Raw genomic sequence first — 18,529 nt, 5'->3', positions numbered from 1 at the left:
AGATTAAGCTCGGGAAATTCGCCAAACAATCCGATAATCGACTGAGTGTTCGTTTATCGAACGGATTGTTGCTTCCCTAATGATCGTTCCCACGCTCCGCGTGGGAACGATCATGGGTCTGCCTCAGGTCGCATCCGCATGACTGACCATGCCCTTGATCAGCACCGCCGCCGTCGCCAACCCTGCCGGGATCACCAGCGCCGTCAGCACCTGCTCGAAATTCCAGCCCAGACCAAGCAAGGTTGCGCCCATCCAAGCGCCGAGGATCGCGCCAAAGCGGCCGATGCCGAGCATCCACGACACACCGGTCGCGCGACCTTGAGTCGGGTAGAAGCGTGCTGCCAATGACGGCATCGCCGATTGCGCGCCGTTAACGCACATGCCCGCCACCAGTACCAGCGTCGCCAGCAAGGTAATGTTGCCCAGGCTCTGCCCCACCGCGTAGGCAAACACCCCGGCCAGCAGGTAGAAAATGCCGATGACCTTGTGCGGATTGAAGCGATCCATCGCCCAGCCCACCCCGACCGCGCTCAACACGCCGCCAAACTGGAACAACGCACCGATGAACGCGGCCTGCTCCATGCTCGCGCCGCTGTCGCGCATCAGCGTCGGCAGCCAACTGGTCAGCAGGTACACAATCACCAGGCCCATGAAATAGGTCAGCCACAGCAGCAAGGTGCCGGTGCTGTAAGTGCCGGAGAAAATCACCGCGAAGACATTGCGCGCCTTCACGGTTTTCTGTTCCGGCACGCTGAAGCTCGCAGCCTGGGCGACGGTAACCGGGTCGATCGGCGCGAGGGTCTTGCGTACTTTGTCGGTGCCACGGTTGCGCACCACCAGGTAGCGCGCCGATTCCGGCAGCCAGAACAGCAGCACTACCGCGAGGATCAGTGGCAGGATCCCGCCGATCATCAGCAACGCGTGCCAGCCGAAGGCCGGGATCAGTTTTGCCGAGATGAAACCGCCGCCGGCCATGCCGAGGTTGAAGCCGCAGAACATGCTGGTCACCAGCAGCGACTTCTTGCGCTCCGGGGTGTATTCCGAGAGCAGCGTTGTGGCGTTGGGCATGCCCGCGCCGAGACCGAGGCCGGTTAGAAAGCGCAATACCAGCAGCTGTTCGACGTTGGTGCTGTACGCCGAGGCCAGGCTGAAGCCGCCGAACAGAATCACCGCACCGACGAGCACGACTTTTCGCCCGAAGCGGTCAGCCAGAGGGCCGGAGCCGAGTGCGCCGAAGACCATGCCGATCAGCGCAGCACTCATCACCGGGCCGAGGCTGGCACGGTCGATGCCCCAGTCCTGCGACAGCGCCGGGGCGATGAAGCCCATGGCGGCGGTGTCGAGGCCGTCGAGAAATACGATCAGGAAACACAGGATCACCACCCGCCACTGATAGCGCGAGATCGGTTGAGCGTTGATGAAGGTCTGCACATCGAGGCAGTTACCCACAGCGGACTGAGGCTGGTTCATTATTTTTATTCCACGCGAAAACGCAGTCGAACGGCGGCCGGCCAAAGCACGGCACGGTCACAAGAATAGAAGGTTGCAATCAGGCGTTGCGGTGAACCCGGCAACAACGGGTGGGATACAGACAGTGGGGGAGCGAGCGCATGGTGAGTTGCCTCTTGTCATTATTATGGGGTCGACAGTCCGGCGAGCTCATTCACATCAGCGCCGGATGACGCTGCCGCGACATTAATGATCCGAGGGTTTTAGCGTCAATTCGATAAACGCAACACTGTGCGTTTATCGAACAGCTTCCTCAGGCGAACAGCTGCGCGCTGAGGTCGCGACTGGCGCTGAGCAGGCCGGGCAAGAAGCGCTGCTCCAGCTCGGCGCGGCTGACCCGCCCGGCGTGGGTGCTGACATTCAGCGCTGCCACCACTTGCCCGGAGGCGTCGTACACCGGCACGGCGATCGAGCGCAGCCCCTGTTCCAGTTCCTGATCAACAATGCACCAGCCCTGCTGCCGCACCTGCTGCAAACATTCGAGCAAAGCGTCCGGGGTATGAATGGTGCGGCTGGTCTTGGCCACCAGTTCGGCGTGGTCGAGGTATTCGCCCAGGGAGGTGTCGTCCAGCGCGGCCAACAGAATCCGCCCCATCGACGTGCAATATGCCGGCAGCCGTCCACCGACCGAAAGGTCGACCGAGATCAATCGCTGAGTGGTCGCCGAACGCGCGATATAGAGAATGTCATCGCCCTCCAGCGTCGCCATGTTGCAGGCTTCGTGCAGCTGCTCGCTCATGCGGTCCAGATACGGTTGGGCGGATACGGCCAGCGGTGTCGAGGACAAATAGGCATGGCCGAGGGTCAGCACTTTCGGCAGCAGCGAATAGGTGCGGCCGTCAGTGGTGGCGTAGCCGAGCTTGATCAGCGTATGCAGGCAACGGCGCACGGCGGCTCGGGGGATTTCCGTGCGATGACTGATCTGCGCGATGGTCAGGTGGCGTTTGCGTTCCTGAAACGCCTGCACCACCGCCAGGCCTCGGGCCAGCGAGGTCATGAAATCCGGATCACCAGTCAGCGCCTGAATGCGCTTGGCCGGCGAGGCGACGATGGGCGGCGCCACCGACGTGAAGGAGTTGCGCATTTGATCGTTCATTTCTTGTCCTTGTCCGGCACGCATCGATGCCTAGTCAAACGGCTCGCCGCGCGATGCACAAGCACCGGGGCGCCAACATTGGGCGATTATCGAACTGCCGACCGATAATCGCAATCCAGACCCCTGCCCTCCTCTTCATCCTTGAGGCCGCTTTAGCGATTCTGCTCGCAACTTAGTTGTTCCAGTTAATGGCGCCAAAAACAGAACGCCTGTTCTATAACGCTGTCTTTACACTTAACTAGCGGCAAAAGTTGCCAGCAACAAAACCATCACACATTCAGAACCGTTTTTAACTTGGCAAAGATAGTCATTCCCGAATCGGCCGCTATAATGCACCCTAATCGCGGCGCTTTAATCAAAAGCCTGCGACTTGCTGAAACGAGGTCCTTCGTCTCAGCTCCGGCCAGCGCCCGGCGCCCATCACACATGCAACGCCAGCGCTCGCTGAAACAGGAAACTGATGCTGCGTCAGTTTTTATCTGGTGCCGTAGCCGCCTGTAACACGGAAGTCTTGATTGCCTCTTCAATGTCTCCGCGCCTGATCGGGCTGTGGATGACTGGCGGGGGCGCGCAATTGACTCGTTGCAGTGTGTTTCACCGGATATTCAATTCAACTCATACAGGTAGCACCGTGACAAAAGACGAACTGCGCGCGGAACTAGAGCGCCAGGAACAACGTTACAAGGAAGTTTACGGCGGGGAAGTCACCACCTACGCCGCTCAGCCGGAACCGGAACGCAAGGCATGGCGCAAGCGCCCAACCGTTCAGGATCAGGTGTTCAAGCAGGAAATCGAAAAGATCGAAAAGGAACTCAAAGCCGAAGAGCCATGAGCCACGGCGGTTGAGCATTCGATAGTCGGCGTCCACCTCGGCCACAGCGCGGTGGCAAGACGACACCTCGCGCGCCCGCTATCCGCGGGCAGCGGCTGCATCACTGTTTTGCGGCTTGTGAACGAGCGTCCCACAGGTTTCAGAGATATTTCAGACAAACGTTTGAGACTATGCGGCGTCGGAAAATTTGCCTTAAAAATCCAATTTCTTCATTAAAATCAATTAGTTGAAAAACCCTGCGCAGCGCTTGGTTTTCACGCCCTGCAACAAATTAGATCGCAGATGCCTGTGACCAATGAGCAGACGGGGCATCGATTTCCTGTCTTTTCTGGCATAATCGCGCCCCCTTACGACCGGGTCAGAAAACCTTCATGATCGATTTATTCAGCGGACTGGATGCTTGGGTGCTTGTGAGCCTCTTGCTCGCCCTGACGTTTGTCCTCGCCTTCGAGTTCATCAATGGATTTCATGACACCGCTAACGCGGTAGCCACTGTTATCTACACCAAAGCCATGCCGCCACACCTGGCGGTGTTCTTTTCCGGTGTGTTCAATTTTCTCGGCGTGCTGCTGGGCGGGGTTGGGGTGGCGTATGCCATCGTCCACTTGCTGCCGGTTGAGCTGCTGATCAATGTGAACACCGGCCATGGCCTGGCGATGGTGTTCTCGTTGCTCGCCGCAGCCATCGCCTGGAATTTGGGCACCTGGTACTTCGGTATCCCGGCTTCCAGCTCGCACACCCTGATCGGCTCGATCCTCGGTGTCGGCCTGGCCAACGCGCTGATCAACGACATCCCGTTGAGAGATGGCGTGAACTGGCAGAAAGCGATCGACATCGGCGCCTCGCTGGTGTTCTCGCCGATGGCCGGCTTCCTCATCGCCGCACTGGTGCTGATCGGCCTGAAATGGTGGCGCCCGCTGTCGAAGATGCACAAGACGCCGGAACAGCGCCGCAAGATCGACGACAAAAAGCACCCACCGTTCTGGAACCGTCTGGTCCTGGTGATCTCGGCCATGGCCGTGAGCTTCGTGCACGGTTCCAACGACGGTCAGAAAGGCATCGGCCTGATCATGCTGGTGCTGATCGGCATCGTCCCGGCGCAGTTCGTGCTCGACCTGAACAGCACCACCTACCAGATCGAACGCACCCGCGACGCGACCCTGCACCTGAGCCAGTTCTACCAGCGCAACGCCGATTCGCTGGGTGAGTTCCTGGCCCTGGGCAAGAGCGTGGAAGGCGACCTGCCGGAGAAATTCCGCTGCAACCCGCAGCAGACCGAACCGACCATCACCGCCCTGCTGCACACCCTCAAAGGTGTAGCGGACTACCATTCGCTGTCATCGGACAGCCGCATCGAAGTGCGTCGCTACCTGCTCTGCCTGGACGACACGGCGAAGAAAGTAGGCAAGCTGCCAGGCCTGGAAGCCCGTGAAAAGGCTGACCTCGACAAGCTGCGCAAAGACCTGACCACCACCACTGAATACGCCCCGTTCTGGGTGATTCTGGCGGTTGCCCTGGCATTGGGCCTGGGCACCATGGTCGGCTGGAAGCGTGTGGTGCTGACCATTGGCGAGAAGATCGGCAAGCAAGGCATGACTTATTCGCAGGGCATGTCGGCACAGATCACCACAGCCAGCCTGATCGGCATGGCCAACATTTTCAGCCTGCCGGTGTCGACCACTCACGTGCTGTCTTCGGGTGTGGCCGGGACCATGGTTGCCAACAAGAGCGGCCTGCAAGGTGGTACGGTGAAGACTATTCTGCTGGCCTGGGTACTGACCTTGCCAGCGACCGTGGCGCTGTCGGCCGGGTTGTTCTGGCTGGCTTCGAAGGCGTTGGGTAGTTGATCGTTAGCTGTTGATTGGAAAAGGCGTGATTCGTGAGGATCATGCCTTTTTTGTTATTGGGGGTAAGAAGTCTGCCGAAGGGGCAAGAGATCAAAAGCCAAAGCAAAAGCCAGATCAAGAGCCCCTCACCCTAGCCCTCTCCCGGAGGAAGAGGGGACTGACCGAGGTGTTTGAGCGAGTTACGTCGATGTGAAAGTCCGAGTTGAACTCAGGATTTGAAAAGCACACAAATCAGCTCCCTCTCCTCGGGGAGAGGGCTGGGGTGAGGGGCGAATCCAACACAGATCCAAAGCAGACCACACGCTTTTCACCACTCAAAACAATGAGCGCAAGCTCGAGTACCGCTTTTGATCTTGATTCACAGGCGACGTCGGAAGGCTGAGTGGAGGGATTGATCCGGGCGTGGGAGCGTAGCGACCGTACGACGCAGTCGTACACAGCGGAAGGAGGTGCAGCGAAGCAAACCGGAGCCGCTGCGCCCGGATCAGTCCCGCAGCGAAGGAACCCGAGCCTGCGAGGGCCGAACGTAGGAGCAAGCCTTTTGGGTTACCTTTTTGGCGTTTGAAAAAGGTGACCCGCCGTAAGGGCGGAACCGTAATCAGCAACACCCGAAGCAACGGATATTCACCCAAAACCCCAAGAATCTGGTCGGCCCAGAGGCCGCCAAGGCACAAAAAAGGGGCAACCGAAGTCGCCCCAAAATGCCTTGCGTGCCCATCAAATCCAGAAGAACTCACTTGCGCCGCTTATGCGCATCCTTCCAGATAAAAAATCCAAACCCTGCAAAAAACAGCACCATGAGCCCCACCGTGAGAACCCCGGCAAACACCACGTTATCGAAAAACATGACTGGCCTCCTGGCCCTGCTTTGCTGCGATGGATTCAAATTAACAAACACACAGGCGCACATATTGACTAGGATCAATATCCGCAACGTTGAGAAATAAAGGAGGGGAAATAACTGACCTGCATCAACCAATGCAGTGGGAGATCAACGCTTTTTCGGCTTGTTCTTCGACTTTTTCTTGGTTTTTCCCAACGGCATCGCCTGCTCGAAGGCGTTGCGCACTTCATTCAAGCGTTTCTCGTTGAGGTCATGCACACGCTTGGCGCGTTCAGTGCTGAGGTCGATCAGTTTGTCGTCTTGGCTCATGGCGTCCGGCACATCGCAAAAGAGATCAGAGCTGCCGTCACCGGCAGGATTGCGCCAATCATGCCGCGTGGCGCAGACGCTGACCAGTCACCGGTCAAATCTCGATATCGACCCACAAGCCCTGACGCGGCTGATCGTCTATCAACGGCACCACCGGTACGGTGTTGTCAGCGTTCAGCTCAGTGCCCGGCACGGCCAGATGCTCTTCAGGATCCTCATCCGCCTCGCGACGCCGACGATCACGCTCCTGTTGGCGACGCTGCTCTTCGCGCGCCAGCAGGCGATCCTCTTCCGGATCACGTTTCTGCAGATCGATCGTGCTTTCGTTGGAGCTTTCCTGCACCGGCACCACTGGCGGGATGTCCGGCCGCTGGCGGATCGGATCCTGCTGGGAAGTGATCGGCACGGCGCTCAAGGGGAGCATCGGTGGCAACATATAAAGGTCTCCTGTCTGCAGGCTATCGGCTGGGGTGCAGGCGCCTTGAGCCGCCTGTCGCAAACTTGTGACCCGGTAGACACTGACTGGTGCCCTGCCGCTTGAAAAAGCGACACATGACGCCTCGGCTTCAGCTTGCAGCTCGAAGCTAAAAGCTTGCCGCTGCTCCTATTCCTTTGGCCCTCAGGGTCGCATTCCGTTAAGATAGCCCGCTTTTTCAAGGTGGGAGTCAGGCAGCATGGCGCAGCAGTATCAACCGGGGCAACGCTGGATCAGTGACAGCGAAGCAGAGCTTGGTTTAGGCACCGTTCTGGCACAGGACGGCCGCTTGCTGACCGTGCTTTACCCGGCCACTGGCGAAACCCGCCAGTACGCGCTACGGAATGCGCCCCTGACCCGCGTGCGGTTCTCGCCCGGCGACTCCATCACCCATTTCGAAGGCTGGAAGATGACCGTGCAGCAGGTCGACGACGTCGACGGGCTGATGGTCTATCACGGCCTCAACGGGCAGAACGAAGTGGTCACCCTGCCGGAAACCCAGCTGTCTAACTTCATTCAGTTCCGTCTGGCCAGCGACCGCCTGTTCGCCGGGCAGATCGACCCGCTGTCGTGGTTCTCCCTGCGCTACAACACCCTTGAACACACCAGCCGCCAGTTGCAGTCCTCGCTCTGGGGCCTGGGCGGCGTGCGCGCGCAGCCGATCGCACACCAGTTGCACATCGCCCGCGAAGTCGCCGACCGTATCGCCCCACGGGTATTGCTGGCGGACGAAGTGGGGCTGGGTAAAACCATCGAAGCCGGTCTGGTCATCCATCGCCAACTGCTTTCGGGCCGCGCCAACCGCGTGCTGATTCTGGTTCCGGAAAACCTCCAGCATCAGTGGCTGGTGGAGATGCGCCGCCGCTTCAACCTGCAGGTCGCACTGTTCGACGAAGAACGCTTCATCGAAAGCGATGCCACCAACCCGTTCGAAGACACGCAACTGGCGCTGGTCGCGCTGGAGTGGCTGGTCGACGACGAGAAGGCACAGGACGCCTTGTTCGCTGCCGGTTGGGACCTGCTGGTGGTCGACGAAGCGCACCACCTGGTCTGGCATGAAGAAAAAGCCAGCGCGGAATATTCGCTGGTCGAGCAACTGGCCGAAGTCATCCCCGGCGTGCTGCTGCTCACCGCCACCCCGGAACAACTCGGTCAGGACAGCCACTTCGCCCGTCTGCGCCTGCTCGACCCGAACCGTTTCCACGACCTGGCCGCGTTCCGCGCCGAGAGCGATAACTATCGCCCGGTCGCCGAAGCGGTGCAGGAACTGCTCGACAAGGGCCGTCTCTCCGCCGAGGCGCACAAGACCATTCACGGTTTCCTCGGCAATGAAGGCGAAGCCCTGCTCACCGCCGTCAACGATGGCGATACTGAAGCCAGCGCCCGCCTCGTCCGTGAACTGCTTGATCGCCACGGCACCGGCCGCGTGCTGTTCCGCAACACCCGCGCCGCTGTGCAGGGTTTCCCGGAGCGAAAACTGCATCCATACCCGCTGCCGTGCCCGGACGAATACCTCGAACTGCCGCTGGGCGAACACGCCGAGCTGTACCCGGAAGTCAGCTTCCAGGCCCAGCCGGACGCCAGCGAAGAAGAGCGCTGGTGGAAATTCGACCCGCGCGTCGAGTGGCTGATCGATCAGCTGAAAATGCTCAAGCGCACCAAAGTGCTGGTGATTTGCGCCCACGCCGAAACCGCGATGGACCTGGAAGACGCGTTGCGCGTGCGTTCCGGCATCCCGGCCACGGTGTTCCACGAAGGCATGAACATCCTCGAGCGTGACCGCGCCGCCGCCTACTTCGCCGACGAAGAATTCGGCGCGCAGGTGCTGATCTGTTCGGAAATCGGCAGTGAAGGTCGCAACTTCCAGTTTGCTCACCACCTGGTGCTGTTCGATCTGCCGTCGCACCCGGACCTGCTCGAGCAGCGCATCGGTCGTCTCGACCGGATCGGCCAGAAACACATCATCGAACTGCACGTGCCGTACCTGGAAACCAGCCCGCAACAGCGCCTGTTCCAGTGGTACCACGAGGCGCTCAACGCCTTCCTCAACACCTGCCCGACCGGCAACGCCTTGCAGCATCAGTTCGGCCCGCGCCTGCTGCCGCTGCTTGAAGAAGCCGATGACGGCGAGTGGCAAGCGCTGATCGACGAAGCACGCGCCGAGCGTGAACGTCTCGAAGCCGAGCTGCACACTGGCCGCGACCGTCTGCTGGAACTCAACTCCGGTGGCGCTGGCGAAGGTGAAGCGCTGGTCGAGGCGATCCTCGAGCAGGACGACCAGTTCGCCCTGCCGATCTACATGGAAACCCTGTTCGACGCCTTCGGCATCGACAGCGAAGACCACTCGGAAAACGCCCTGATCCTCAAGCCGAGCGAGAAGATGCTCGACGCCAGCTTCCCGCTGGGCGACGACGAAGGCGTGACCATCACCTACGACCGCAACCAGGCGCTGTCGCGCGAAGACATGCAGTTCATCACCTGGGAGCACCCGATGGTGCAGGGCGGCATGGACCTGGTGCTGTCCGGTTCGATGGGCAACACCGCCGTCGCGCTGATCAAGAACAAGGCGCTGAAGCCGGGCACCGTGTTGCTGGAATTGCTGTACGTCAGCGAAGTGGTCGCACCACGCTCGCTGCAACTGGGTCGCTACCTGCCACCGGCGGCGCTGCGTTGCCTGCTCGATGCCAACGGCAACGACCTGTCGCCACGGGTGTCGTTCGAAACCCTCAACGATCAGCTGGAAAGCGTGCCACGGGCCAGCGCCAACAAGTTCATCCAGGCCCAGCGTGATCAATTGACGCCACGGATCAACGCCGGCGAAGAAAAGATCGCCCCGCGTCACGCCGAGCGTGTGGCTGAAGCGCGCCGTCTTCTGGCCGCCGACACTGACGAAGAACTGGCGCGCCTGACCGCGTTGCAAGCGGTCAACCCGACGGTGCGCGACAGCGAACTGGAGGCGTTGCGCACTCAGCGTGAGCAGGGTCTGGCGATGCTCGACAAAGCGGCGCTGCGCCTGGAAGCGATTCGGGTGCTGGTAGCGGGCTAATCGCCCCGCTCCACCGCTGAAAACCAAGAGGCTCGCAGTGATGCGGGCCTTTTTGTTTGTCTGATGTTTATCCGGTGATGCTGATGGCCCCTTCGCTGGCAAGCCAGCTCCCACAGGTTCCGGGTTGTTTTACAGATTATGTGTACGACTCGGTCACTGTGGGAGCTGGCTTGCCAGCGATTGCAATCATGCAGTCGCCGCAGAAATTTCTGGCTCAAACACCGCCACCAATCCCTCCTTCATCCGCTGCGCATCCCGGACAAAACACCGCGATGCCAGAAACAGAAAGACCATGGTCAAAAACAGCGCCACCGGGATCAGGTACATCGCGTCATGCAGGCCGACAGCCTTGAACGCTTCGGTCATCTGCTCAGCCCCCGCCGCCAGCATTGCCGTATGCGCGAAGTGATCCGACAGCCCACCCACCACCACCGGCCCCAACCCACCGCCGAGCAGATACAGACCGGCGAAGAACAACGCCATCGCCGTCGCCCGCAGGCGCGGTTCGACGACGTCCTGAATCGCCGTGTACACGCAGGTGTAGAAGTTGTACGCGAACAGCCAGCCGACACTGAACACCGCGACGAACACACCGATCTCGATGCGCCCGGCATGCAGCGCCCACGCTGTGCACAGGGTTGAAATGATCAGGCTGAATGCGGCAAACAACAGCCGCCCACTGGCGAAACGCTGATGAATCTTGTCGGCGATCCAGCCGCCGAGGGTCAGCCCGACCAGCCCGGTGACGCCAACGATCATGCCGGTGGCCACCGCCGCCTCCTGCAACGGCATGAGGAAATAACGCTGCAGCATCGGCACCAGAAACGAGTTGCAGGCATAGGTGGCGAAGTTGAAGCACAGCCCGGCCATCACCAGCCACAGGAAGGTCGGCACGGCGAGGACGCGACGGATAGGCCGGTCGACTTTCTCCTGCGAGACCTGCACGGTTTCTGCCGCGCCGCGTTTTGGCTCTTTGATGAAGAACATGAAAATCGCCAGGATCAACCCCGGCACGGCAGCGATGAAGAACGGCGCGCGCCAGCTGTCGAAGGCCTTGACCATCGCGCCGATGGTGAAGAACGCCAGCAGCAGCCCCAGCGGCAGGCCGAGCATGAAAATACCCATCGCCCGCGCGCGACGGTGTGCCGGAAACAGATCGCCGATCAGCGAGTTGGCCGCTGGTGCGTAACTGGCTTCGCCGATGCCGATGCCCATGCGCACGATCAAAAAGCTCCAGAAACTGCCGACCATACCGTTGACCGCAGTCAGCGCACTCCAGGTCGCCAGGCCCCAGCCCATCAGTTTGCTGCGTGAACCGGTGTCGGCCATGCGCCCCAGCGGCAGACCGGCAACGGCGTAAACGATGGTGAACGCGGTGCCGATGATGCCCAGCTGAAAGTCGCTGAGATGCCATTCCATGCGGATCGGTTCGATGATGATCGCCGGGATGGTGCGGTCGAAGAAATTGAACAGGTTGGCGAGGAACAGCAGGAACAGAATGCGCCAGGCATTCGCCGCTTGGGTCGAGTTCTGCATGGGTCCGTCTCTTTATTGTTATGAGGGCTTCACTGCCAGCGCGTCGAGCCCGGAACCTGCAATCTAGTCAGCCGCGCGGGGGCTGTCTGTCATCATTCGTCAGCCTGATATCGACCCATCGCACTGTAACGAAACGTAAGCCCTTGATAAGTCTGGAATCCCCCGCCATACGGGGCTTTCGCGGCAAAATCCGGCGACAAAAAAATAGTTTCGTGCCCCCCTTCCCAACGCCATGGCAAAGCCTAGAATGGCCGCCGGATCCGTCCGGATCTTCCGATCAATCCCTTTGATACCCCCGCCCATGTCCGAAGCCAGTCCGTGTCTGAATTGCGGTGCCTGCTGTTCCCATTTTCGTGTGTCTTTTTTCTGGGGTGAGTGCTCATCCGCTGGCGGGACGGTGCCCGATGAACTGGTTGCGCAGATCACTCCAAGCCGAGTGGCAATGATCGGCACCGACCGCAAACCGACGCGTTGCACGTCATTGGCGGGTGAGGTCGGCAGCGCTGTGGCGTGTACGATCTATGACAAGCGTTCGAGCACCTGCCGCGAGTTCGAGGCGTCGTGGGAGAACGGCGAGCACAACCCCGACTGCGACAAGGCCCGCGCCGCCCACGGCCTGCCACCCTTGCCGCCACACTGGAACGACCTGCCGCTGGAGCGCATTGCCTGAGCCTTAGCGCAAATCGCTATGAGGCTAATGGCAAAATCATTACCACCAATGTGCCACTACGCCGTGCAGGCTGAAAACCGCCTCTATACTCCTTTCATTCGCCTGCGTTGATTGACGCTCGGGCCAGATGAATCCGGAACGGGGCACGCTATGGAATGGCTTGGTTTGCAGTTTGTTGCCGAGCTGCCGCAGAGCGGGCAGGTTCTGCTCGATTGCAGCCACAATCCGCTGTTGGTGATGGTGGCCTATCTGGTTGCCTGCGCGGCAAGCTTCGCCACCCTGGACATGGCCGAACGCGTGGTGCATGCCGAAGATTCGGGGTCGCGACGACTGTGGCGCTGGATCGGCGCGACCTGCCTGGCTGGCGGCATCTGGGCCATGCATTTCATCAGCATGCTGGCTTTTCAGACGTCAATCGACATTCAGTACGATCTCGTCATCACCCTCTTCTCTTTGCTGATCGCCCTGCTCGCCTCGTGGCTGGCCATGCACACGCTGAGCGAGGTGCAGCCGAGCGCGTTGCATTGCCTGAAAACCGCGTTTGTCATCGGCCTGGGTATCGCCGGCATGCATTACGTCGGCATGGCGGCGATGAAGTCGAGCGCCACCGCCTACTATCAGCCAGGGCTGTTCGCGCTGTCGGTGGCGATCGCCATCGGCGCCAGTTTCACCGCGCTCTGGGTCGCCCGCTATCTGAGTGAAGGCAGCGGCGTCGCGCATCAGTTACTCAAGTACAGCGCGGCGCTGATCCTCGGCGCTGGCATCATCAGCATGCACTTCACCGGCATGGCTGCGCTGGACCTGGTTCTTCCCGAAGGCGCCCTGGCAGCGAGCGGCCGTGAAACCGGGCATCTGCAACTGGGCCTGACCGTAGCGCTGATCATTCTGTTGATTCTCGGCAGTGCGATCAGCGCCGCCCTCGCCGACAAGAAACTGCAGAACAAGGAAAACGACCTGCGCCGGGTCAACGCCTTGCTCAGCCAACTCGATCAGGCGCGCATGTCTCTGCAGCAAGCGGCCAATTACGACGCGCTGACCAACCTGATCAACCGTCGTGGTTTCAACCAGATGTTCGCCGAAAAACTCAGCCAGAAAACCAGCGAGGGCGGCATGCTCGCGGTGATGTTTCTCGACATCGACCACTTCAAGCGCATCAACGACAGCCTCGGCCATGACGCCGGTGACGCGCTGCTCAGAGTCATCGCCCAACACATCAAGAGCTCGGTGCGCAGTCATGAAGATGTGGTGGCGCGGTTCGGCGGCGACGAATTCTGCATCCTCATCAGCCTGCGCGACCGCGAAGAGGCGCGCGGCATGGCGCAGCGCATCATGCAGAAGATGAAAGAGCCGATCGAACTGGCTGGCCGGCGCATGGTGATGACCACCAGCATCGGCATCAGTCTGTTTCCGGAAGATGGCACCACCTGCGAGGAGCTGCTCAAACACGCCGATCTGGCGCTGTACCAATCCAAGGGCGCCGGGCGCAACGGCCTGCATTTCTTCAATTCCAGCTTCAAGAGCCGCGCCAGTTTCGAGCTGCAACTGGAAGAAGAACTGCGCAGCGCGCTCCGGGAAGACAACGCGCTGATGCTCTACTACCAGCCGATCTTCGAACTGAAAACCGGGCGCGTGACCAAGCTTGAAGCCCTGATTCGCTGGCAGCATCCGGTCCACGGTTTGCTCACACCGGATCGCTTTATCGGCATCGCCGAGAACAACGGTTTGATCGCCGAACTGGACAACTGGGTGCTGCGCCGCGCCTGCAAGGACCTCGGTGAGCTGTCGCGGCATGGTTGTGCAGAATTGAGAATCGCCTGGAACTGCTCGCCGCTGAATCTGGCTCGCGAGGAACTGGCCGAGGAAATCGAGCACGCGCTGCGCACCGCCGGTGTCGCGCCGGAACGCCTGGAACTGGAGGTCACTGAAAACGCCTTGATGGGCAACATCGCCAACACTCTGGTGCTGTTGCGGCAGATCCGCGCCCTCGGCGTGTCGTTGTCGATCGATGATTTCGGCACCGGCTATTCGTCGCTGGCCTACCTCAAGCGCCTGCCGCTGAACACCCTGAAGATCGACCGCTCGTTCATCCTCGACATCCCCACCGCCACGGCTGACATGGAAATTGTCCAGGCGATCATCGTCATGGCCCACACGCTGCACCTGCAGGTGGTCACCGAGGGCGTCGAGAGCCTGGAGCAATACGAGTTTCTCGAGCGTTCGGGCTGCGACTTCATTCAGGGTTATCTGCTCAGCCGCCCGGTGCCGCTGGATGAACTGTGCGCGGTGCTCGATGAAATCAACCAGCGCAAACCCGTCCTCGGGGTCAATCCGTTGAGTCTGGCGCGCGATACATTTGCACCAGCGTCGCTGGATCCTGGGCTAAAAAGCCTTGCGCCCCATGCAGGCGCATCAACTGTGCGGCCAATCCGCTGATTGGCGTTGCCGAGCCCTGCTCGCGGGAAAATTTCACCGCTGTGTCGAGGTCCTTGAGCAGCGTGCGCACGTGCCACTTGATCGGTTCGAAACGGCTCTCGGCCATTTGCGGAGCAAGGATCTGCAACGGCTTGGAATCGGCAAAACCACCGGCCAACGCCTCGGCGATCAGAATGGCATCGACCCCGGCCTGCTCGGCCAACGCCACCACTTCGGCAATTACCAGCGCATTGCAGGCGACGATCATCTGGTTGCAGGCCTTGGTCACTTGCCCGGCGCCAACGCCGCCCATGTGCGTGACGCGCTGACCGAGGCTGAGCAGCACCGGGCGCACGCGCTGAAGATCTGCCGCTGCACCACCGACCATGATCGCCAGGCTCCCGGCCTCGGCGCCGACTACGCCGCCGGACACCGGGGAGTCAAGCCAGCCCATGCCGGTTTTCTCGGCCAGCTCTGCGGCCATCTCGCGAGTCGCGGTCGGTTCAAGACTGGAGAAATCCACCAACAGCTGGCCGTTTTTCGCACCTTCGGCGATACCGCCAGTGCCAAACACCACTTCACGCACCACGGCGGTATCGGCCAGACACAGCATGACGATGTCGGCGTGTGCGCACAGGTCAGCCGGGCTCGATACCTGGCGGGCGCCGGCCGCAACCAGCGGTGCACACTTGTCCGGGTTACGGTTCCACACCGTCAGCGGGTAACCCGCCGCCAGCAGACGCCGGCACATGGGCAGGCCCATCAGGCCAATTCCGGCAAACCCCAACGAAGGTAGCGTTGACATCATTTCGCCTCTTTTCGATTAAAGATCACCGAATCATGGCCGATTCATCAACGATCAGGAAAGGATTCCGCCCGGCGATCAGACCAGCCAGCACTACGACGCCCGGGCCATATTCGCGCACACAAGACGCGAGATCTTATTCCGTGAGGTTCGCCGGCACTGTTCGGCGGGCCAACCCAGTCCAGGTAAATGGCGCACCATGACCTCCAAAAACAATCCCGCCAGTGCAACAGCCGATCTGACCCTGAGCCCCGCCGCGAACAGCGCGTCATTATCCAGACCGACGCCGCCCTCGCGCCCGCTGTCGACCCAGCAATACCTGTACTTCACCGAAACCAACACTGACCGCATCCTCGATAACCTCGACGGCCTGCGCGATTCGGTGTTCCCGCGCCCGGCGCATCAGGAAGGCGACAACGAGCAGCACAACGATCAGGAATTCCCCTCGGTGTGCCTGATCGGCCTTGGTCGCTGCGGCTCCAACATCGCCCTCGACGTGGCGGAGCTGGTGTACAACGCGCGCAAGTTCTACCTCAACGAATTCAACAACGAAGATCGCCCGACCGACCGGCGTCTGGCCGACAAGGGCTACAGCCCGGCGCAGTGGATCAAGAACAATCTGCGCATCGGTACCAGCAAATCGACCAAACCGGTGTTTCTGGTCGAACCGCTGGTGATGCTTGGCGACCTCGACAAGGACATCGCCGGGCGCATCCGTTTCTCGCGCAAGGGCGAGAAAAGCGGCTTCCTGCGCGACTACAGCAAAATGAAGATCATGGACTTGTCCGAAGTCCATGCCGGTGGCGCCGGTAACGCGCCGATCCTCGGCCAGTACCTGGCGAAGATCATCCTCAACAAGGACACCCAGCGCTTCTCCAGCCCCGACTGGAAAATGATCCACTCGTACCTGATCGACAGCTGCGGCATCAAAGCCAACCAGTCGCGCCTGTACTTTTCGATTTTCAGTGCCGGCGGCGGTACCGGTTCGGGCATGGCCTCGGAATTCGGTCTGGCCCAGCAGCACTCGTACATGAACAAGACGTTCGACACCAAGCCGATGGATGAGCATGACGGCAAGAGCGGTCACTCGTTCGTCTTTGAGCCGATCTTCACCAGCGGCATCTGCGTGCTGCCGAACATTTCCGATCACCGCAGCGAAATGTCCGAGGCGCTGCACATCAACGCCGGGCGCTTGCTGTGCAAATATCTGTCGGAGGAATGGGATTTCTCCTACAACTTCGCTAACGAAGACAGCAGCGAAGCCAGCGTGATGGGGCGTATCCGCCCGTGGAACGCGATGATGCTGATCTCCAACGACATCATGCGTTACGCCGAAGAAAGCGATGACGGCAACATCCAGAACATTGATGTCAATGCCATGGAGAAGCACGCCAACCAGTACATCTCGCAGCAGATCTTCAACATTCTGACGGCGCAGGCAGTCACCACTGACTACGACCAGAACTACTTCCGCCGCGCCGGCATCGACATCGGCGAAACCATTCGCCTGGATGCCAACGACCTGTTCATGAGTCTGGCCGGCCCGGTGGCGATTGCCTACGCCGAATCGGTGGTGCCGGAAACCCCACCGCCAAGCAGCGACAAGTTCAAGGTCTTCGATAAAGAGCCGCAACGCCTGAACATCGACGACCTGTTCTTCCGTTCGATCGACCTGCCGCACTTCAACAAGGTCACCCAGGCCATCGAAGGCATCAGCCTGCTGCCGATCGAATCCAAGCGTTATCGCGCTTCGCTTGAGCAGTACAAGAATTCCGGTTACGACGCCGCCGCGCTGCACGACCTGCACTTCTTCAAGAATTGCTCGTCGGTGGTGTCGATCGTCTCGCTGCCGAAAGACTACAAACTGTCCTACATGGACCTGAACCGGTTGAAGACCCACCTCAACAGCCTGTTCCCCAACACCACGCTCAAGCGTTATGCGCTGGTGATCGGCGCTTCGGCCAACCTGTCGCTGACCACGCTGATCGCCAAGAGCCCGTGCCTGTCGGACGACTTCCTCACGCTGATCGTGGCGTTCATCAAGCGCTGCTTCGCGAAGAATCCGTACCGTTTCGACGAGACGCTGGACAACTCGATTCTCGACTTCATCATTCAGGAAGACTTCGACGAGGAGCGGATCGACGACCTGCTCAACGAATTCGAAAACCCGGCGAAGATCCTCGATACCAACTGGTACGCGATCAAACCGATGTACGAGAAGAAATATCGCGAGCTGATCAACGACAAGGACAAGTTTGTCTCGATCAATGACATTCGCCTGTCGCGCGATTGCGTGAAGAAGTCGATCAAATACCTGCGCGAGATCTACCGCCACCGGATCGGCAAGACCAAGGTGATTTCGCTGAACAACCATACCGGGAAGACTTACTCGGTCTGATCCGCTACCGAGTCGCCCCAATCGCTGGCAAGCCAGCTCCCACAGATTTTGTGGTGCTCACAATATTTGTGTACACCCGGACACTGTGGGAGCTGGCTTGCCAGCGATGGGGTCTTCAAATTCACTAAAGATTTCAGCCTTTCCAACATCCAGAAACAATTAAGCGACCCTCAGGCCGCTCCATAAACTGTTCCCGTTACGTTTACGTCACCGTGAGGCGTGGCATTTCTCCACGACAAGGTGCCATCACGCTACTCCGCTACACACTTGCGGCGCGGCAATCGAGGCACCAAAAGGGTGCGGGCAATTAAGCGGCCGCCCTTTCCTGGATCAGAATCCACGGCGAAACCACCACTGCCCACAGCTGAGGATCACGCTCGAAAATATCCAGCGCCCGCGTTTCAGACAGCTTGGCGACCTTGTCGTCGGCCAGCCAGGCCGCGACTTTCTCGCCTTCGTCCAATGCCACGGCCTCGGCGGCGGCAATCAAATCGAGCGCTGGGTCGACCCACAATAGGGCACCCTTGGCGAAGAACGGCTCAAGCTCTTTCCAGGTAATAGATGCCGTCTCACCAAGCAGCTTGGCATAGAGGGTGCTAGGTTCTTGATTCATGGGAGCTGTCCGGAAAAGAAATCGACGCGAATGATAACGTCGGTGGTCCGGCAGAAAAACCCGGTTGCAAATCGCTGCACGGAACGAAAAGAGCAGGAACGCCAGGGAATGCTGCATTTTGGGATATATGCCCCCGA

14 protein-coding genes are annotated in these 18,529 nt (G+C 60.0%); 6 read left to right on the top strand and 8 right to left on the bottom strand.

Annotated elements, in window-relative coordinates; translation table 11 throughout:
• Positions 1 to 123 precede the first annotated feature (123 nt).
• Both pcaK and pcaR read right to left on the bottom strand, forming a co-directional pair.
• Positions 124 to 1,470, bottom strand: coding sequence for a 4-hydroxybenzoate transporter PcaK (pcaK, locus tag ACZZZ4_RS15180; protein ID WP_039762657.1), 1,347 nt, complete (start codon positions 1,468 to 1,470; stop codon positions 124 to 126).
• Between the two features lie 292 nt (positions 1,471 to 1,762).
• Positions 1,763 to 2,605 carry a pca regulon transcriptional regulator PcaR gene (gene pcaR / locus ACZZZ4_RS15175; RefSeq protein ID WP_016771343.1) on the bottom strand — a complete coding sequence of 281 codons (843 nt, stop codon included), beginning with the start codon at positions 2,603 to 2,605 and terminating at the stop codon, positions 1,763 to 1,765.
• 631 nt (positions 2,606 to 3,236) lie between these two features.
• On the opposite strand from pcaR, the gene ACZZZ4_RS15170 reads away from it, so the two are divergent.
• Together ACZZZ4_RS15170 and ACZZZ4_RS15165 are read left to right on the top strand one after the other, a co-directional pair.
• Positions 3,237 to 3,437, top strand: coding sequence for a hypothetical protein (locus ACZZZ4_RS15170; protein WP_008080067.1), 201 nt, complete (start codon positions 3,237 to 3,239; stop codon positions 3,435 to 3,437).
• 371 nt (positions 3,438 to 3,808) lie between these two features.
• On the top strand, positions 3,809 to 5,284 hold the full coding sequence (locus ACZZZ4_RS15165; RefSeq protein WP_016771345.1) for an inorganic phosphate transporter: 1,476 nt from the start codon (positions 3,809 to 3,811) through the stop codon (positions 5,282 to 5,284).
• Between the two features lie 733 nt (positions 5,285 to 6,017).
• Here the strand turns inward: ACZZZ4_RS15165 and ccoM are convergent.
• The 3 genes from ccoM to ACZZZ4_RS15150 all read right to left on the bottom strand — a co-directional run bounded on the left by ccoM (position 6,018) and on the right by ACZZZ4_RS15150 (position 6,873).
• Entirely contained in the window at positions 6,018 to 6,131 is a 114-nt protein-coding gene (gene ccoM, locus ACZZZ4_RS15160; RefSeq protein WP_016771346.1) for a cytochrome c oxidase subunit CcoM, read from the bottom strand.
• A 144-nt stretch (positions 6,132 to 6,275) separates the two neighbouring features.
• Positions 6,276 to 6,437, bottom strand: a complete 162-nt coding sequence (locus ACZZZ4_RS15155) for a hypothetical protein (RefSeq protein WP_165368411.1) — start codon at positions 6,435 to 6,437, stop codon at positions 6,276 to 6,278.
• Positions 6,438 to 6,531: 94 nt separating this feature from the next.
• The gene (locus ACZZZ4_RS15150) at positions 6,532 to 6,873 is read right to left on the bottom strand and encodes a hypothetical protein (protein ID WP_024011931.1); all 342 of its coding nucleotides are present in this window, start codon (positions 6,871 to 6,873) and stop codon (positions 6,532 to 6,534) included.
• Between the two features lie 238 nt (positions 6,874 to 7,111).
• On the opposite strand from ACZZZ4_RS15150, the gene rapA reads away from it, so the two are divergent.
• A complete protein-coding gene (rapA, locus tag ACZZZ4_RS15145; RefSeq protein WP_463548135.1) occupies positions 7,112 to 9,958 on the top strand; it encodes an RNA polymerase-associated protein RapA in 2,847 nt (948 codons plus the stop codon).
• A 186-nt stretch (positions 9,959 to 10,144) separates the two neighbouring features.
• Here the strand turns inward: rapA and ACZZZ4_RS15140 are convergent, their stop codons facing one another.
• Positions 10,145 to 11,494 (bottom strand): spinster family MFS transporter, encoded by a 1,350-nt coding sequence (locus ACZZZ4_RS15140; protein WP_463548134.1) that lies wholly within the window; start codon positions 11,492 to 11,494, stop codon positions 10,145 to 10,147.
• A 301-nt stretch (positions 11,495 to 11,795) separates the two neighbouring features.
• Between ACZZZ4_RS15140 and ACZZZ4_RS15135 the strand changes: the two genes are divergently transcribed.
• Both ACZZZ4_RS15135 and ACZZZ4_RS15130 read left to right on the top strand, forming a co-directional pair.
• Positions 11,796 to 12,164: a YkgJ family cysteine cluster protein gene (locus ACZZZ4_RS15135; RefSeq protein WP_016771350.1), complete on the top strand. Its 369-nt coding sequence runs from the start codon at positions 11,796 to 11,798 to the stop codon at positions 12,162 to 12,164.
• A 150-nt stretch (positions 12,165 to 12,314) separates the two neighbouring features.
• A complete protein-coding gene (locus ACZZZ4_RS15130) occupies positions 12,315 to 14,597 on the top strand; it encodes a putative bifunctional diguanylate cyclase/phosphodiesterase (protein ID WP_463548133.1) in 2,283 nt (760 codons plus the stop codon).
• On the opposite strand, the gene ACZZZ4_RS15125 is transcribed toward ACZZZ4_RS15130, so the two are convergent.
• On the bottom strand, positions 14,488 to 15,384 hold the full coding sequence (locus ACZZZ4_RS15125; RefSeq protein WP_463548132.1) for an NAD(P)-dependent oxidoreductase: 897 nt from the start codon (positions 15,382 to 15,384) through the stop codon (positions 14,488 to 14,490). The two genes, ACZZZ4_RS15130 and ACZZZ4_RS15125, sit on opposite strands and share 110 nt — an antisense overlap.
• Positions 15,385 to 15,580: 196 nt before the next feature.
• Here ACZZZ4_RS15125 and ACZZZ4_RS15120 point away from each other — a divergent pair, with 196 nt between their 5' ends.
• Positions 15,581 to 17,779: a hypothetical protein gene (locus ACZZZ4_RS15120; RefSeq protein WP_076566290.1), complete on the top strand. Its 2,199-nt coding sequence runs from the start codon at positions 15,581 to 15,583 to the stop codon at positions 17,777 to 17,779.
• A 307-nt stretch (positions 17,780 to 18,086) separates the two neighbouring features.
• Here the strand turns inward: ACZZZ4_RS15120 and ACZZZ4_RS15115 are convergent, their stop codons facing one another.
• Complete coding sequence (locus tag ACZZZ4_RS15115; protein WP_463548131.1) at positions 18,087 to 18,392, bottom strand: DUF2288 domain-containing protein; 306 nt, start codon at positions 18,390 to 18,392, stop codon at positions 18,087 to 18,089.
• Positions 18,393 to 18,529 lie beyond the last annotated feature (137 nt).

Source organism: Pseudomonas sp. AC252 (genome assembly GCF_979258105.1).
This window is presented reverse-complemented; position numbering and strand designations above follow the sequence as displayed.

Bases quoted from the DNA above. Each gene is read 5' to 3' on its own strand.
- pcaK (WP_039762657.1), bottom strand. From the start codon at position 1,470: ATGAACCAGCCTCAGTCCGCTGTGGGTAACTGCCTCGATGTGCAGACC.
- pcaR (WP_016771343.1), bottom strand. From the start codon at position 2,605: ATGAACGATCAAATGCGCAACTCCTTCACGTCGGTGGCGCCGCCCATC.
- ACZZZ4_RS15165 (WP_016771345.1), top strand. From the start codon at position 3,809: ATGATCGATTTATTCAGCGGACTGGATGCTTGGGTGCTTGTGAGCCTC.
- ccoM (WP_016771346.1), bottom strand. From the start codon at position 6,131: ATGTTTTTCGATAACGTGGTGTTTGCCGGGGTTCTCACGGTGGGGCTC.
- ACZZZ4_RS15155 (WP_165368411.1), bottom strand. From the start codon at position 6,437: ATGAGCCAAGACGACAAACTGATCGACCTCAGCACTGAACGCGCCAAG.
- ACZZZ4_RS15150 (WP_024011931.1), bottom strand. From the start codon at position 6,873: ATGTTGCCACCGATGCTCCCCTTGAGCGCCGTGCCGATCACTTCCCAG.
- rapA (WP_463548135.1), top strand. From the start codon at position 7,112: ATGGCGCAGCAGTATCAACCGGGGCAACGCTGGATCAGTGACAGCGAA.
- ACZZZ4_RS15140 (WP_463548134.1), bottom strand. From the start codon at position 11,494: ATGCAGAACTCGACCCAAGCGGCGAATGCCTGGCGCATTCTGTTCCTG.
- ACZZZ4_RS15135 (WP_016771350.1), top strand. From the start codon at position 11,796: ATGTCCGAAGCCAGTCCGTGTCTGAATTGCGGTGCCTGCTGTTCCCAT.
- ACZZZ4_RS15130 (WP_463548133.1), top strand. From the start codon at position 12,315: ATGGAATGGCTTGGTTTGCAGTTTGTTGCCGAGCTGCCGCAGAGCGGG.
- ACZZZ4_RS15125 (WP_463548132.1), bottom strand. From the start codon at position 15,384: ATGATGTCAACGCTACCTTCGTTGGGGTTTGCCGGAATTGGCCTGATG.
- ACZZZ4_RS15120 (WP_076566290.1), top strand. From the start codon at position 15,581: ATGACCTCCAAAAACAATCCCGCCAGTGCAACAGCCGATCTGACCCTG.
- ACZZZ4_RS15115 (WP_463548131.1), bottom strand. From the start codon at position 18,392: ATGAATCAAGAACCTAGCACCCTCTATGCCAAGCTGCTTGGTGAGACG.